Genomic DNA, 14,004 nt, shown 5'->3' on the forward strand with positions numbered 1-14,004 from the left:
TTATTTTTCCGTTAGAGAAATAGTTGAAGTGTCTAAATCAAAAAATGTTAAATCATCAAAGAAGAAGTCCGTTGGATCAAGTGTAATACCATTATGATGAACTTCATAATGTAAGTGTGGACCAGAAGATAAACCGGAGTTGCCGGATTTAGCAATAACTTGTCCCCTTTTAACTTTTTCACCAACTTTAACAACTGCTTTTGATAAATGAGCATACACTGTTTTATATCCAAAGCCATGATCAATTTCAACGACAAGACCAAATCCAGCTTGTCGTTCAACAACAATGACCTTTCCATTACCGGGACAAAGAATTTCTGTCCCTGTATTGCAGTTTATATCGATGCCGTGATGAAATCTTCGTACACCTAAAATTGGATGTCTTCTCATACCAAAATCATGGATTGAATAATTTCCAGGTGCTGGCAAAATGGCCGGGATGCTATTGTATAATTCTTCATTTAATCGAAGTTTCTCTGCAATCTCGGCTGTCTGACTCTTTTCAAATTCTATTTCTCGTATCATTTCATTAACTGAACTTAAAAGATTTTGGACTTCAGCATCACGAATATTAAGGTTTGTTGAGAGATAATTTTCACTACCACCGACACCAAGCATTCTTTCTTCGTCAGATATTGGTTCAAGATTAGCAGAGATTCGTAATTCAGAATTTAATTCAGAAATATCTTCAACATCAGTAAGTAATTCACTGTATGATTCTGATAGTCTCTCGATTTCCTTCTTCAGCGCTCTATTTTCGTTTTTCAATGATGTAATAGTAATATCAGGGTTATTACCAATACCAATAAAATAGTAGACGAGTACATATAATGCGGCGAAAAAAAGAGACAAAGCTAGAAGCATCGCAAATAGCTTTAGCTTGAAACTCTTGATTTCAATATACTTAAGGTTAGTTTTTGAAAAGTAGAATAATTTATTCATACAACGGTGCGCAAAAATAACTATTTAGAGTAATTGATACAAGCCTTCTGAGGACTTATTCGAAGTCGTGTTCAAAATAATCTGTGGCTCTTTGAGTTTTTGAATTTTTATCTGAAATCCGCTCAGAAAGCCGTTTTTTAAAGGCTTCAGCTGCATTGTATCCATAATGTTTTAGAAGATAATTCAGAGCTATCACCTCTGAAATAACAGTTATATTTTTACCCGGTAAAATTGGCAATTGTATATAGGGAATTTCAATTTCTGAGATGGTCATTGATTTTTCCTCAAGACCGGTTCTTGTATAATGTGCTTTCTCATCCCAGACTTCCAATTCAACCAGTATTTCAAGCCGTTTTTGGTATCGGATTGCTCGGATTCCGAATATTCTCTCAACATCAATAATGCCAAGGCCCCTGATTTCCATATAATGCTTCGCGAGGTCGGTACCAGAGCCAATTAAAATATTTTCACCTTTTTTAGTCAAGATTATGACGTCGTCGGCGACAAGTCTGTGTCCCCTTTCTACCAAATCTAGTGCAACTTCACTCTTCCCTACCCCAGATTTACCGACAAAACAAATTCCCACTCCGTATACATCAACGAATGATCCATGAATAGTAATTCTCTGTGAAAACTGATCATCAAGAAAATCACTTAGCAGATAAACTAATTTTGTTGTTGTATATGGTGAGCCAAACACTGCTACACCTTTTTCTTTAGCTAGTTCCAGAAGAGCTGGAATTGGTTTATTTTTATTCGTTAGAATTATGCAAGGAACACTGAATTGGAAAATTGTTCGTAAAGCCTTCTCCTGTTGTTCGGTCGACAATTTCTTCAGATACCTTACCTCAGTATTTCCAAAAATCTGTACACGGTTGTAGGAGAAAAGATCAACAAATCCGGCCAGAGCTAGGCCCGGCCGGTGAACATTCTGATCCGTAATTTTACGCTCAAGATCAGGATTTTCTGAAAGCAATTCAAGCTTGCCGATTTTCTTCGCATTACTATAGAAAAAATCTACAGTAATAAATTCCTTTCTTGAAATTGATTTATCAGTTACGATTGTCAATTGTTTTGCTTTTCCTCTTTGATTTTAGTGTCTTTAACTGTCTCGATAATTTTTCAGAAGCACCGCTTACTGATTTTGTAAATTCATCTGATTCTTCAGTTGCAATTAATGTTTGTCCAGGAATGTGCAGGCTTATCTCAGCCTTCTTAATGCTGTCGTGACTATTCTGAAAACTAAGAATCACGTCTGCACTGATTATACTATCATTGAACTTCAATAAAGATTTTACTTCATCCTTAACATGATCTTTTAATGTTTCTCTTGCTTTAAACTTGCGGGCTGTTATTGTGATATTCATGACATACTCCTAAGATTTTGGATGAGATTTTTTATATGATTGTTTGAGCCTTTCAATGCTCACATGAGTATAAATTTGCGTTGTTTTAAGATTTCATGACCAAGTATCTCTTTTACTGCTCGAAGATCCGCACCTCTATCAAGCATATGTGTAGCAGAACTATGACGTAAAATATGCGGACTCTTCTTTTTTATATCGGTAACTTTACCCAGATATTTATTTACTAACCTGTAAACATATTTTTCATAAAGCTTTTTACCATTTTTATTTCTAACAAATGGCTCAGAATAATTCTCTGGAGGTGAATAGTTCAAGTATTCTGCCAGATTCTTTATTGATTTTTCTCCGATAGGAACAATCCTGGTTTTTGAACCTTTGCCAAGAACTCTGATCATTCCTTTATGTAAGTCCACATCACCAGTTTTCAAATTACATACTTCAGAAACGCGAAGCGAACAGCCATACAATAATTCAAAAATAACTTTTACTAATTCAGGATTCTCATCTGCTTCGTCAACAAGTTCAAATGTTTTCGTGATGTTTTCGGCGGAAACAATTTCAGGCAGTTTTTTGGAAGTTCTCGGGTTTTTCACCTGTGAGGCAGGATTATTTTTAATCAAGTCCTCCTTAAACGCAAATCGGAAGAGGCCGCGCAAAGAAGATAATTTTCTAACAATGGATATTTTCTCAATTTTTTGCTCACTTAAATTCATCAAGTATGATTTTATTAATCTCTCATTAATTAAAGCAATTTCCGTTTTCTTATTCTCAGTACAATAGCTTATAAAGTCCATCAAATCAGCTTTATATGACTTTACCGTATTCGGTGAATAGCGCCTTACATTTCTGAGATAAATTATATATCCATCAACAATCTGATCAATCTTCATGAACTTAAATCTTCCCGATGGTTCTGCGAAACGAATAATAAAATATAATGTATATTGGAAAAATTATTTTTGAGTGAGGTATCAATTGGTAAATGCTTAATCAATGGTTTATTAAATAGATTTAATAACTAATTTCACTTTAACCACAGACCTTTCATTACTTACCTGCGAATAAAGTAAAATTAAATCTATTTATCAACTTATTTTCTTCTTTTTTCATAATTTTTTTACTTTCTTCATTTTTATCATCAAAATGCAATAAATGAAGCATCCCATGGATGACTAAACGCATAAGTTCTTGTCCTAATTTTACATTATATCGTTTTGCGTTAAGCTTAGCTTCTTCAAACGATATTAAAATTTCGCCATCGATATTTTTTTTCTGCCTCGAATAATTAAATGTAATGACGTCAGTTTCATAGTCGTGGCTCAAGTACTTTTCATTTATTTGCTTTATTTCATTAGAATTAATAAAACTTATTGAAAGCGATGTGATGCTAAGAGAATACTCTTTAGTGATTGCAGATATGAGTGAATGAACTGCCTTTTTATTTATAGATAAATCTTCTGAATAAACATTTAAATTTTTTACCACTAACTTGACCTTACATTATTCACTTTAATGATTCAGCTGTAATGCGAGCATATTCAACATAGCGGTAGGCTCCGGCCTCAATATTCTCAATTTCATCTGTTGTCAAATCGCGTATTACTTTTGCAGGTACACCGGCAACCAACTTTCCTGATGGAACTTTAAAATTTTGCTTTACAAGCGCACCTGCCGCTACCATCGAATTTGATTCAATAACCGCACCATCAAGAACGATTGCTCCTATTCCAATCAAGCATAAATCGTTCAAAGTGCAGCCGTGTAAAGAGACGGAATGTCCAATTGTGACTTTGTTCCCGATGTTAAGTGGAAATTTACCATTCGTGACATGAAGCATAGAGCAATCCTGAACGTTCGTCATTTCACCAATTTTGATATAATGGACATCCCCGCGAATAACAGTGTTGTACCAAACGCTGGAATCTTTTCCAATCGTAACATCGCCGATAATTTTTACACCCGAAGCAAGGAATACATTTTCACCCAGGTTTGGAAAGGTCCCACGGTACGGCAATATTTTAACTTCTTCACTCAATTTTTGTATGCCGGAGGATTCCATAAATTTTTATTCCATTTAATCAATTCGAGGTTAATACTGCCGATGATAACATTTAATTTAGCTTTTATCGGTACGGAAAAAGAATCATTGCTAAACCATCCTTCAAAATCACCAGTAAGACCATACACACTTACAAAATCGGTTGCACCATCTAAATAACGGCAATCAATTTCATAATTAACTGCATCGATTGAAACCGGTTCACTTTGAATATTAAAATTAATTATTGCTTCTTCTTCTCTTTCGTTTACAAAACAAGGAACTGAAACCGTTCTCTGCTTACCAAAATTCATTCTTGCATAATACAGGATTGATAATCCATCCTGCATTCTTTGTTTAGTAGTCGCTGTTGAATCAAGCCACAACTTTGAAGCACCCAGTTTTCCCTTTTTCATTTCAACTTTTTTATTTTCAGTGAATTTATACTTTACGAAAACTGTATCATCACCAAATATTTTAGCGTAAAACTTTAACGGAAAAAGTGCTGAGTCAATATAACTTTCGTATATCTGGTGTAGACTCACAAATGGAAGATCCGCGTATGAATCAATGTACGCAATTGTTTTGTATACCGGCGTATTATCAATTTCAGTTTTTTCGACAATCTTAAATCTTACTTCACCAAGATTGAAGAAAGCGTATTTTACTATATAGGTTAAATCCTCGCCTACGACTAAACGTTCAGATGAATTTGAATGAATATGATTATCTTTTTTTGAAGATGTTTGAGCAGTTCCATACACAAACAATTCAAACGTTAAAAAGATAATCGCCAGGTTTTTCATTTAAGATCAGCTATTTGTTTAGCCTCATCAAATAAACTCATAGCTTTTTCTACCTGATTATCAGTTGTAAGCATTACAGAATACCAGCCATCGTTCTTCCAGTAATTTCTAGCGAGCTGTGCTTTCAGTCGTGTAGATATATACTCTTTATCCATATTAAACTGTTCTTCATTTAATTCAACTTCTTTCGAAGAAGCAAAGGAAATAAATTTGTTAATATCGTCTTCAGTAAAGTTGAATTCATTCACAAAACGATTAAGATCATTATCATACTTTAAACCGATACCATTACCTCGACTTTCAATGAATTGTAGAATGTATTGGTAAAAAATATTTTTTCGAAGGAGATCGCTTGTGTATCCGGTAATTCTTTCGGTTTTAAGAATATAATCAGGAGTTATTCCCCCACCGCCATAAACCGTTCTGCCTTTATTCGTTTTAAAAACGGGCTTAGTCGTATCCTGTTCGGCATCATGATTTAAATTTTCACCTTCTTTTGTACTCGTATCATCCATACTGGCATAAAATTCTTCGTATTTCTTTTTGTCTTTATAATCTCTTTGAATAGATCTGCCGGAAGGAGTAAAATATTTTGAGATTGTAAGTCTGATAGCAGAATTATCCGGTAATGTAAATTGACGCTGCACCAATCCTTTTCCAAAAGATGTTTCACCAACTATCAATCCCCTATCCCAATCCTGAACTGCACCTGAAACGATTTCGCTTGCACTTGCTGAACCATGATTTATCAAAACGATGAGCGGTATTTTTTCAAACGGCGACTTCTTTGAAGCAAAATATTCTTCGTTCGCATCTTTTCTTCTTCCTTCTGTATAAACGATTTTCTTTTCACCATCAATAAACAGATCAGCCATTTCAACTGCCTGACTTAAATATCCGCCGGGATTTCCTCTTAAGTCGAGAATAAGCTTGCTCATTCCTTTCTGCTTCAAATCGTTCAGTGCATCGTTAAGTTCATCAAGTGTTGTCTCAGAAAAACGAGAAACACTTATATATCCTGTCTTGTCCTTAAGTATTAAACTTGCATCCACAGAGTAAATTGGAATTTTATCACGAGTAATCTCATATTCGATTAAATCATTGATACCAATTCTACTTATGGAAACTTTAACTTTTGAACCTGCTTTTCCACGGAGTTTTTTTCTAACACCATCATTTGTAATTCCAATACAATCTTCGCCTTCAATTTTTACAATCCGGTCACCTGGTAAAATTCCAAGTGCTTCGCTCGGTCCACCTGTAATTGGTGACACAACTGTAAGAGTATCATTGACTATTTGAAACTCAATTCCAATTCCTTCAAAATCACCACGAAATGATTCTTCAACTGCTGTAAAATCTTTTGCTGAAATGTAAAATGAATGCGGGTCAAGCTCATCAGTAATTCCTTTAATCGCCGATTCGACAAGCTTTGGTGTGTCTACTTCCTCTATATAATATCGTTGAGTGTAGGAGAGAACATCGTTTAGTTTCCTGACGCCATCGCGCAGAGTGTCATCCGAAAAAACCTTTTCTATCTGAATTCCGAGAACTATTCCTATGGTAAGAATAATAATTACGACTGGAATTCTTAAAATCTTATTGTTCATTTAGTCTCCTAAAATTATTTAATCGAAAATAAATCAAATAATTCATAAATGATATGAATGATTTTATCCACGGTCAAATAGATGGATAAGTGCTTAAACCTGCGGTTTCATCTGCGGGAAGAAGATCACATCTCTAATAGATGATTGATTTGTAAAAAGCATTACGAGACGGTCAATCCCGATGCCAAGTCCAGCCATTGGTGGCATGCCATATTCCATCGATCTTAAGAAATCATCATCAACCTGCTGTGCTTCATCATCTCCGGCTTCTCGCATTTTGACCTGCTCTTCGAATCGTTTTCTTTGATCGATCGGATCATTTAATTCCGAAAACGCATTGCAGATTTCTTTTCCTGCAACATAAGCTTCAAATCTTTCAACTAATCCTTCTTTGCTTCTGTGCTTTTTTGCCAATGGGGAAAGAATCAATGGATAATCGACTACAAACGTCGGTTGAACTATTTCAGACTCGACGACCTGACTGAAAATTTCATCAATCAGTTTTGCTTTACCGAATAGTCCGCTTATTTCAACTCCAAGGTTTTTAGCTAATGATCTTAGATCCTTTTCAGATGCTTCGATAACATTTACACCGGTTTTATCAGCAATTGAATCCACATAACTTATTCTCTTCCATGGTCGAGCGAAATTAATTTTCTTATCTTCGTAAACAAATTCTGTAGTGTTGAATACTGTCTTGCAAACATGTCCGAATAGTTCCTCAACAAGTTCCATCATCCAGAAATAATCTTTATAAGCAACATAAAGTTCAAGCATTGTGAACTCTGGATTGTGAGATCTGTCCATTCCCTCATTCCGGAAATCTTTTGAGATTTCATAAACACCATCAAAACCGCCGACTACCAATCGCTTTAGATATAATTCATCAGCAATTCTCAGAAATAAATCAATATCGAGTGCGTTATGATGCGTAATAAATGGTCTTGCTGAAGCACCGCCGTATAATGGCTGAAGAACAGGAGTTTCGACTTCAAGATATCCTTTGCTGTCAAGAAAACTTCTGATTGCAGTAATAATTTTTGATCGTTTAATAAAAACATCTTTTACATGTGGATTAACAACAAGATCCACATATCTCTGCCTGTATCTTAGTTCTTTATCAGCAAACTGATCATAGACTATTTTATTTCCCTGCTCATCTTCTGCTTCCTTTGCTATTGGCAGTGGACGTAGAGATTTTGCTAATAGTTTGAGCGATTTAACATGAACGGAAATTTCACCTGTTTTTGTTTTAAATACATATCCTTCAACTCCGATGATGTCACCGATATCCATCAAACGAAAAGCATCGTAGCTTTCACCAATATCATCTTTTTTCAGATAGACTTGAATTCTACCTTTCTGATCCATTATATGAGCAAAGGAAGCTTTCCCCATTCTTCTAATTGTCATAATTCTGCCGGCAATTTTCACATCCTTATTCTCATATTTTGCGAAATCATTTTTTATATCTTCAGAGTAATTATCGACTTCATAGGAATAGGCAAATGTTTCAACGCCTTTGTTCTTCAATTCTTCAAGTTCTTCATATCTTCTTTTGATGAGCACATTTATATCAGTGATATTATTTTCCACAATTTCTCCTTAATGATTCATTTAGAATATTTTTGTCTGATCAGTTCAACTTCATTTGTTGATAAGCTGCGATATTTACCTTTTGGAATATCGAGTTTAATGCCTCCAAAAGAAGATCTATTTAATTCCACAACAGTGTATCCAAGTTTGCGGAACATTCTTTTTACAAATTTGTTTCTGCCCTCTTCGCAGGAAATCAGAATATTTTTTTTATCTTTTTGATTTTTGAAAGAGATGCTGATAAACTTACCCCGCTTCCCATCGAGCGAAACACCATTTAAATATTTTAATTTATCTTTTTCTTCCAACGGATTATCAATCTTTACTTCATACTCCCGGATGACTTTATTTCCAGGATGAGTGAGCAGCTGCGAAAATTCACCATCGTTTGTAAGAAAAAGTAGACCGGTAGTATCATAATCAAGTCTGCCAACAGGATAAATTCTTTCTTTTACATTTACCAGATCAAGGACTGTTGCTCGATTCCTGTCATCAGAAACGGAAGTAATGTATCCTTTAGGTTTATTCAATAAAATGTAAATATGTCTTTTTTGTTTTATTCTTTCCCCGTCAAGAGTTACCACATCTTTTTCAGCATCTATCCGATGTCCAAAATCACGTATCACCTGATCATTAACAGCAACTCTTCCCTGCTGAATGTATTCTTCCGATTTACGACGGGAACTAATTCCGCTATCAGCAAGAAATTTATTGATCCTGATTTTCATCAGCTCTTGTTTCTCCGAGAGAATCCTCTAACTTTTCTTCAAGATCAACCATCATAATTTTCCTTTTTTGCTCGATGAAATCTTCATCCTGCATAATTTCATCTATCTCTCTTGGCTTTGGCAGATCAGACAAGTTATTCAATCCAAAGTATTTCAGAAACTCATCCGTAGTCCCGTATAAAAGAGGTCTGCCAACCGTTTCAGCGCGACCTTTTATAGTGATTAAATTTTTTTCAAGTAATGTTGTGAGTATATAATCTGAATTCACACCGCGAATTGTTTCTAGTTCAGGTTTAGTTACCGGCTGCTTATAAGCAATTATAGCAAGCGTTTCAAGCGCTGCCTGACTTAAACGGCGTTTAGCTCTTTCTGATGAAAGATAACCAACATATTTTGCATTCTGCTCCATAGTAGCATACAGATATCCATTAGCAATTCTGAGTATTCTAAAAGCGTTGTTATTTTCTTCATACTTCTTATTTAGCTGATCAACTGAAGTATCAACATCTTGTTTAGATATTTCAACATCTTCACCATCGATTGATTTTATTGCTCTTATTATTTCTTCCGGAGATAGTGAATCGTCTGAAGAAAATATCAAGGCTTCAATCACTGAGTTGTATGTGTTATCCATTTTCTTTTTTCATTATGATAAAATCATTAAAAACTTTTGAAGTTTGGATTGCTATTCTTCCGGCTTTTACCATTTCAAGCAATGCAATAAATGTTACAATTATCCTAATCTTTTCGGTAAGTTCTTCAACCAATTTTAGAAAATGCAGTTCAGGAAATTCGTTGAGCTTGCTTTGAATGAAATTCATTTGTTCATCAATTGAGACGTTAAGCTTTTTAACCTGATGCACGGGCTCATCTTTAATCTGATCAATAGCAAACTTAAATGCTTTAGCCAGATCGTAGATGGAAACATTTTTTAGAAGAATATCATACTCGTGCGGTGCTTCTTTTAGATCTTCAGAGAAATTTCCTCTGAATTTTCTTCTTCTTTGATTGGATTCAAAATAAGACAGCTCTTCGGACATTTCCTTGTATCGCTTGTACTCAAGCAAGGCTTTAACCAGATCAGCCCTCGGATCGATTTCTTCACCTTTCTCATCCACTTCACGAGGCAGCAGCATTCTAACTTTAATATGCATCAATGTTGAAGCCATCAATATAAAATCACCCGCGACTTCGAGGTCAAGAATTTTTATAAGATTGACGTAATCAAGAAATTCTTTTGTAAGCCTCGCAATAGGAATATCGTAGATGTTCAGTTCATCTCTCTTAATAAAGAAGAGTAATAAATCGAGCGGACCTTCGAATTGATTTAATCTTACTTTGTACATCTCATCCGAATTTCATCTTCTCGTGAACTTCTGACATTGTATCAGCCGCAGCTTTTTTACCACGCATCTCTCCATCTGCAAGAATTTCGAGTACTTCTTTGTTATGATTTTCGTAGTACTTACGTTTTTCAATTATCGGTGCAAGAAATGCCGAGATTTTGTTTGCACAATTTAATTTACAATCAACGCAACCAAGTGCACCGGAGCGGCAATCAGTTTCTATTTGTTTGACTTCATCAGGATTAAATTTTTTATGATATGCAAACACCAAACAGATTTCCGGACGTCCGGGATCGTTACGACGAATTTTTTGTGGATCTGTTACTGCTTTCTTCAATTTTGCTTTTACCGTTTCAGGTTCATCCGATAAAAGAATAGTATTGCCGAGCGACTTGCTCATTTTTGCAGCTCCATCTAAACCGGGTAATCTCGAAAATTTAGTTAACAGCGCTTCTGGTTCAGGGAAAACATCACCGTACTGATTATTAAATTTTCTGGCAATCTCTCTTGTAATTTCGATGTGAGGAACCTGATCTTCACCAACAGGGACAGCATCGCCTTTGTATAGAAGAATATCAGCAGCCTGCAGCACGGGATATCCAAGATGACCGTAAATTATCTGTTCAATATGTAACGCTCGCGCTTGATCTTTAACTGTTGGGTTACGTTCAAGTCTGTTAGCAGTAATAAGCATACTGAAAATGAGATAAAGTTCTGTGTGCTCCTTTATTTGCGATTGACGAAACATTGGACTTGTAGTCGGATCTAATCCTGCAGAAAGCCAGTCAATCAACATATCAATAGTATCATTGTAAATATTTTCAGTATTCAAATCAGTTGTTAAAACATGATAATCTGCAATAAGATGGTAACTTTCATATTTATCCTGCAGTTGCACCCAATTCTCAAGCGCTCCGACATAATGACCAATGTGAAGCTTACCGGTTGGACGCATTCCACTAAGGATTCTTTTTTTCTTCATAAATTCTTGAAATCGTTGAAATTACAGCGTAAAGATAAGAATAATAGACGTTTTTTTAAGAATGTAAATGAAAACTTCAGGATAAGTAGAGATATGGTTTCCATTTTTCATCCACTCGCCCAACAACATTTTTTATAAACATTATGTGGCTGGGTTTAAATGGTCTGACAAGCAACGACAATCCTGCTTCACTTGGGGTCCGGTCACCCTTTTTATTATTGCAATGAGTACAAGCGCTAACCAGATTCTCCCAAGAATCGTCACCACCACGAGCTTTTGGAACAATATGATCAATGGTTAACGTCAAGTCACCTCTTCCACAGTAAGCACATCTATATCCATCTCTTCTCATAATATTTTTTCTAGTCAATACAACTTTTTTATAAGGAACGCTAACAAATCGACTTAATCGGATTATGCTTGGCCAGGGGTATTGTCTTTGCATTGACCTGATTGCTTTACCATCATCGTTTAAAACGAGTTCAGCCTTGCCCAGGTACATAAGAATGACTGCTTTTTTAATATTGCAGATAGTAAGTGGTTCGTAGCTCTGGTTTAGTATGAGCACCTTTGCATTAAGTTTACCATTCGTTCGTTTCGAGGGTTCGAAGTCTTATTCTCCTTTACTATTTTTTTTAAGATATGAATTTAAATACACTCTTGCAGCTATTCGTGCGATTAAAATAATTATCGTGATCACTAAAAAAATAATATATGTTTCTCTGGGAACAGATTCAGTTAAAATCAGAATCAGAAACACAATCACTATTGCGATGGTTGAATAATTAAAGATAGTATAGTATTTCACTAACATATAATTTTCAAATAATACTTGAATTGTTGGCTTAAAAACTAATAATATCAATATTTAATAGCAATTGATTTTATTGGATAGATTAAGGTTCCGGTTAGGACTTAGAAGTGAGTGTATTATTATTTTTAAAGATTATTGCAACTGAAGTCACATAATTTTTGGAGTGACTTAAGGAAATCCGCAATTGAGTATCATCTGTAAGAAATGATTTAAGCTTGCCGGATGTATTTATTGATGGAATACCTGCAGCATCATTCTGAATTTCAATGTCTTTCCATCGAAGACCAGCCTGCCAGCCGCTTGCAAGTGCTTTGTAGACTGCTTCTTTGGCTGCAAACCGGGCTGCAAAATGCTGGAACTTGTTAAACTTTGAACTGCAATACCTGATTTCTTCCGGTGTAAAAACTTTATTTAAAAACCTTTCGCCATACATCTCAATACTTTTCTTTATGCGATCTATCTCTATAATATCTATACCTAAACCCAGCACCATTTTAAAACCACAATCTATCAGAAAATATATGCATCTACTTTTAATCCATCAGTTTGGAGTTGCTCAAGAATCAGTCCGCTGAGCTTTTTCAACATTTCCATTGATTGTGTTAGGTTAATGTATAATGAATCGTCATAAAGAATTTTACCAAGATTGTTTCTACCGGATGCTGTTTCCTGCGTCAGATAATTAATTGATGTGAGTAAAGAATCTGATTTCATTAGAACTGAGTTAAGGTTTTGCAATGATTTTTCTAAATCCTGTTTGTTTTCTTTGAGAAATAACTTTGTTTCGGCGGTAATTTCTTTTGTGTTTTCAGAAATCAGTTTTATGTTTTCCTTGTTTTCAACAATCATTAATTCAAGTTTTGCCGTTACATTATTCAGATTGGTAACGCTTGTTCGCAATCCCTGAATAAAAGTTTCATCTTCCAACAAGGAATTTATACCCTGCAAAGTTTTAACGGATTCATTAGCTATGATACTAATTTTGTCCTGTATATCACTGAATAAAGAGATCATACCGGCAATATCAGTAATGTAATTACCCTGCTGGATTACTGAATAATCAATGCTTTCATCAGAAATACCGGGATCGATTTCTATCTTTCTTCCTCCCATAAGATCAGTGCTTTCGAGAGAAAACTGGGCATCCTTTTTTAGTTGAATTTCATTGCTCACACTTAGAGTAACAATTACAGAGGATCCTTGAATGAAAAAATCTTTTACAACTCCTTTTCTTACTCCGTTTACAGTTACATTATTTCCGATTTCAAGACCTGATACTTTGTTGAAACGGACCTGCACAAGATTGTCAGAAGAACTTACTGAAAAATTCTTTGCCCATCCTAAAACCCATATGAATACAAGCAGTCCCAGTAAAACAGTAACGCCTACTTTAATTTCAGTTGCTCTTGGATTTCTCATATTCTACCTTTTTCAAAATCGAAGTTAAATTAGAAATTTCGTTATCAGAAATTATGCTATCGGAAAGAGCAATTTTAAGCTCTTCTTCAAATTTTTCTTCTTCCAAATTTACAATTTCTTCAACAGACTTAACATTATCTAAAAAATATTTTAAGAGACTTTTAAGTGAATCTTTGTTAGCAGAATCGTTTATTGTAATTAGTTCATCGTCAATGCTCTCAATCGATTCGTTAATGATAAATTTTTTCCCAGGTTTGATTACCCAGTCATCAAGTTTATACTGAATAATGTAAACCAGAACACCAATCACAACCGTCAATATGAATACAGATTTCAGAAAGCAGCTTTTCCTCATG

18 protein-coding genes are annotated in these 14,004 nt (G+C 34.9%); 1 reads left to right on the forward strand and 17 read right to left on the reverse strand.

Features of this window, described 5'->3' with window-relative positions; genetic code table 11:
- The 14 genes from IPM14_17435 to IPM14_17500 form a co-directional block, all read right to left on the reverse strand.
- Nucleotides 1-942 carry a peptidoglycan DD-metalloendopeptidase family protein gene (locus IPM14_17435; GenBank protein ID MBK9099846.1) on the reverse strand — a complete coding sequence of 314 codons (942 nt, stop codon included), beginning with the start codon at nucleotides 940-942 and terminating at the stop codon, nucleotides 1-3.
- 55 nt (nucleotides 943-997) lie between these two features.
- Entirely contained in the window at nucleotides 998-2,011 is a 1,014-nt protein-coding gene (locus IPM14_17440) for an HPr kinase/phosphorylase (GenBank protein ID MBK9099847.1), read from the reverse strand.
- Complete coding sequence (gene raiA, locus IPM14_17445) at nucleotides 1,995-2,309, reverse strand: ribosome-associated translation inhibitor RaiA (GenBank protein MBK9099848.1); 315 nt, start codon at nucleotides 2,307-2,309, stop codon at nucleotides 1,995-1,997. The genes IPM14_17440 and raiA overlap by 17 nt, the downstream gene beginning before the upstream one ends.
- A gap of 59 nt (nucleotides 2,310-2,368) precedes the next feature.
- On the reverse strand, nucleotides 2,369-3,199 hold the full coding sequence (locus IPM14_17450) for a tyrosine-type recombinase/integrase (protein MBK9099849.1): 831 nt from the start codon (nucleotides 3,197-3,199) through the stop codon (nucleotides 2,369-2,371).
- Nucleotides 3,200-3,356: 157 nt separating this feature from the next.
- Nucleotides 3,357-3,794: an rRNA maturation RNase YbeY gene (gene ybeY, locus IPM14_17455; protein ID MBK9099850.1), complete on the reverse strand. Its 438-nt coding sequence runs from the start codon at nucleotides 3,792-3,794 to the stop codon at nucleotides 3,357-3,359.
- Nucleotides 3,795-3,813: 19 nt separating this feature from the next.
- Nucleotides 3,814-4,368, reverse strand: a complete 555-nt coding sequence (locus IPM14_17460; GenBank protein ID MBK9099851.1) for a gamma carbonic anhydrase family protein — start codon at nucleotides 4,366-4,368, stop codon at nucleotides 3,814-3,816.
- Nucleotides 4,341-5,153: a DUF3108 domain-containing protein gene (locus IPM14_17465; protein MBK9099852.1), complete on the reverse strand. Its 813-nt coding sequence runs from the start codon at nucleotides 5,151-5,153 to the stop codon at nucleotides 4,341-4,343. Before IPM14_17465 ends, IPM14_17460 begins: the two co-directional genes overlap by 28 nt.
- Nucleotides 5,150-6,763: a S41 family peptidase gene (locus IPM14_17470; protein ID MBK9099853.1), complete on the reverse strand. Its 1,614-nt coding sequence runs from the start codon at nucleotides 6,761-6,763 to the stop codon at nucleotides 5,150-5,152. The genes IPM14_17465 and IPM14_17470 overlap by 4 nt, the downstream gene beginning before the upstream one ends.
- Before the next feature lie 93 nt (nucleotides 6,764-6,856).
- The gene (lysS, locus tag IPM14_17475) at nucleotides 6,857-8,359 is read right to left on the reverse strand and encodes a lysine--tRNA ligase (protein MBK9099854.1); all 1,503 of its coding nucleotides are present in this window, start codon (nucleotides 8,357-8,359) and stop codon (nucleotides 6,857-6,859) included.
- 17 nt (nucleotides 8,360-8,376) lie between these two features.
- Nucleotides 8,377-9,081, reverse strand: a complete 705-nt coding sequence (locus tag IPM14_17480; protein ID MBK9099855.1) for an rRNA pseudouridine synthase — start codon at nucleotides 9,079-9,081, stop codon at nucleotides 8,377-8,379.
- A complete protein-coding gene (gene scpB / locus IPM14_17485; GenBank protein MBK9099856.1) occupies nucleotides 9,068-9,721 on the reverse strand; it encodes an SMC-Scp complex subunit ScpB in 654 nt (217 codons plus the stop codon). Before scpB ends, IPM14_17480 begins: the two co-directional genes overlap by 14 nt.
- Nucleotides 9,714-10,433: a segregation/condensation protein A gene (locus IPM14_17490; GenBank protein MBK9099857.1), complete on the reverse strand. Its 720-nt coding sequence runs from the start codon at nucleotides 10,431-10,433 to the stop codon at nucleotides 9,714-9,716. Before IPM14_17490 ends, scpB begins: the two co-directional genes overlap by 8 nt.
- Before the next feature lies 1 nt (nucleotide 10,434).
- Complete coding sequence (trpS, locus tag IPM14_17495; protein ID MBK9099858.1) at nucleotides 10,435-11,415, reverse strand: tryptophan--tRNA ligase; 981 nt, start codon at nucleotides 11,413-11,415, stop codon at nucleotides 10,435-10,437.
- 76 nt (nucleotides 11,416-11,491) lie between these two features.
- Nucleotides 11,492-11,917 (reverse strand): HNH endonuclease, encoded by a 426-nt coding sequence (locus IPM14_17500; protein ID MBK9099859.1) that lies wholly within the window; start codon nucleotides 11,915-11,917, stop codon nucleotides 11,492-11,494.
- Nucleotides 11,918-11,975: 58 nt separating this feature from the next.
- Here IPM14_17500 and IPM14_17505 point away from each other — a divergent pair, with 58 nt between their 5' ends.
- Nucleotides 11,976-12,200, forward strand: coding sequence for a hypothetical protein (locus tag IPM14_17505; GenBank protein MBK9099860.1), 225 nt, complete (start codon nucleotides 11,976-11,978; stop codon nucleotides 12,198-12,200).
- Nucleotides 12,201-12,323: 123 nt separating this feature from the next.
- Here IPM14_17505 and acpS read toward each other — a convergent pair whose 3' ends face one another.
- From acpS to IPM14_17520, 3 genes are read right to left on the reverse strand one after another with little or no spacing between them, the layout of a single operon-like run.
- On the reverse strand, nucleotides 12,324-12,722 hold the full coding sequence (acpS, locus tag IPM14_17510; protein MBK9099861.1) for a holo-ACP synthase: 399 nt from the start codon (nucleotides 12,720-12,722) through the stop codon (nucleotides 12,324-12,326).
- Nucleotides 12,723-12,739: 17 nt separating this feature from the next.
- On the reverse strand, nucleotides 12,740-13,648 hold the full coding sequence (locus tag IPM14_17515; protein ID MBK9099862.1) for an MCE family protein: 909 nt from the start codon (nucleotides 13,646-13,648) through the stop codon (nucleotides 12,740-12,742).
- Nucleotides 13,626-14,003, reverse strand: a complete 378-nt coding sequence (locus tag IPM14_17520; protein MBK9099863.1) for a hypothetical protein — start codon at nucleotides 14,001-14,003, stop codon at nucleotides 13,626-13,628. The genes IPM14_17515 and IPM14_17520 overlap by 23 nt, the downstream gene beginning before the upstream one ends.
- Nucleotide 14,004 lies beyond the last annotated feature (1 nt).

The sequence above is a fragment of the bacterium genome, assembly GCA_016716565.1.
Classification (GTDB): Bacteria; Bacteroidota; Ignavibacteria; order Ignavibacteriales; family Ignavibacteriaceae; genus IGN2.

Excerpts from the sequence above, each read along its gene's own strand:
- IPM14_17435 (MBK9099846.1), bottom strand. The coding sequence starts at position 942 with ATGAATAAATTATTCTACTTTTCAAAAACTAACCTTAAGTATATTGAA.
- raiA (MBK9099848.1), bottom strand. The coding sequence starts at position 2,309 with ATGAATATCACAATAACAGCCCGCAAGTTTAAAGCAAGAGAAACATTA.
- IPM14_17450 (MBK9099849.1), bottom strand. The coding sequence starts at position 3,199 with ATGAAGATTGATCAGATTGTTGATGGATATATAATTTATCTCAGAAAT.
- IPM14_17460 (MBK9099851.1), bottom strand. The coding sequence starts at position 4,368 with ATGGAATCCTCCGGCATACAAAAATTGAGTGAAGAAGTTAAAATATTG.
- IPM14_17465 (MBK9099852.1), bottom strand. The coding sequence starts at position 5,153 with ATGAAAAACCTGGCGATTATCTTTTTAACGTTTGAATTGTTTGTGTAT.
- IPM14_17470 (MBK9099853.1), bottom strand. The coding sequence starts at position 6,763 with ATGAACAATAAGATTTTAAGAATTCCAGTCGTAATTATTATTCTTACC.
- scpB (MBK9099856.1), bottom strand. The coding sequence starts at position 9,721 with ATGGATAACACATACAACTCAGTGATTGAAGCCTTGATATTTTCTTCA.
- IPM14_17490 (MBK9099857.1), bottom strand. The coding sequence starts at position 10,433 with ATGTACAAAGTAAGATTAAATCAATTCGAAGGTCCGCTCGATTTATTA.
- trpS (MBK9099858.1), bottom strand. The coding sequence starts at position 11,415 with ATGAAGAAAAAAAGAATCCTTAGTGGAATGCGTCCAACCGGTAAGCTT.
- IPM14_17500 (MBK9099859.1), bottom strand. The coding sequence starts at position 11,917 with ATGTACCTGGGCAAGGCTGAACTCGTTTTAAACGATGATGGTAAAGCA.
- IPM14_17505 (MBK9099860.1), top strand. The coding sequence starts at position 11,976 with ATGAGCACCTTTGCATTAAGTTTACCATTCGTTCGTTTCGAGGGTTCG.
- acpS (MBK9099861.1), bottom strand. The coding sequence starts at position 12,722 with ATGGTGCTGGGTTTAGGTATAGATATTATAGAGATAGATCGCATAAAG.
- IPM14_17515 (MBK9099862.1), bottom strand. The coding sequence starts at position 13,648 with ATGAGAAATCCAAGAGCAACTGAAATTAAAGTAGGCGTTACTGTTTTA.
- IPM14_17520 (MBK9099863.1), bottom strand. The coding sequence starts at position 14,003 with ATGAGGAAAAGCTGCTTTCTGAAATCTGTATTCATATTGACGGTTGTG.